Here is a 962-nt window from a genome sequence, read left to right on the forward strand (position 1 = left end):
TCTGATGAATCGGTTAAAAGACTGAAAGGCGAAACACGCCCGGTAAATCGGTTTGAAGACCGCGCAACCGTCATTGGCGGCTTAGCGAGTGTAGACTGGGTGCTGCCGTTCGGCGAAGTTAAAGGCGACCAATATGATGACACGCCCTATTATTTGATCGAGAAAGTTCAGCCGGACGTCCTTGCCAAAGGCGGTGACTATACTGTGGAAACGATTGTCGGAGCAGACTTAGTCCAAAGCAACGGTGGTAAAGTCGCTGTCATAGAGTTTGTTGATGGCTGCTCAACAACTCGTATCATCGAGAAGATACAGAATCAAAGCGACGAGTAGTAATTATGTCCAGTCCTGAATCCATCTGCATTCTGCGTCTATCTGCGCTCGGCGATGTCTGCAACGCAGTCGCAGCTGTTCAGGCTATCCAAAAAAGCTTCTCCGAGGCAAAAATCACATGGATTATCGGTAAACTCGAACATCAGCTTGTTTACGACCTTCCTGGTATCGAATTTATTGTCTTTGAAAAAGCACGCGGTAAAGCGGCGATCGACGACTTAAAAACGGCGATGCAGAATCGCTCCTTCGATGTATTGTTGCACATGCAGGTCGCGATGCGCGCCAATCGTCTTGCCCGCTTGATTCCGGCGAAAAAGAAACTTGGCTATGACTGGAAGCGCGCCAAAGAAGGACACTCACTAGTCATTAATGAGCGCATCCCACCTTTGCTGCCAAAAAGTAGCGAACAGCACGTTCTCGATAGCTTTATAAGCTTCGCATTGAAGCTCGGGGCGAAAGAGGAGCATTGCTACCCACCGACATGGAATATTCCAGTTTCTGAAGCCGACCGGGAATTTGCCCTAAGCATGATCCCCGACGGCCAGCAAACGATGATTCTTTGCCCTGCTGCAAGTAAAAAAGAGCGCTGTTGGTCATCGCAAGGCTATATCGATGCGATACATTTTGTACAA

1 protein-coding gene and 1 pseudogene are annotated in these 962 nt (G+C 48.8%); both read left to right on the forward strand.

The features are described 5' to 3' along the window. Positions 1–330, forward strand: a pseudogene (locus tag A3750_RS26175) (bifunctional heptose 7-phosphate kinase/heptose 1-phosphate adenyltransferase); the annotation flags it as partial. Positions 331–335: 5 nt separating this feature from the next. After that, on the forward strand, positions 336–962 hold a 627-nt coding region (locus tag A3750_RS14825; protein ID WP_197475053.1), incomplete at its 3' end, for a glycosyltransferase family 9 protein.

The sequence above is a fragment of the Oleiphilus sp. HI0079 genome, from assembly GCF_001635105.1.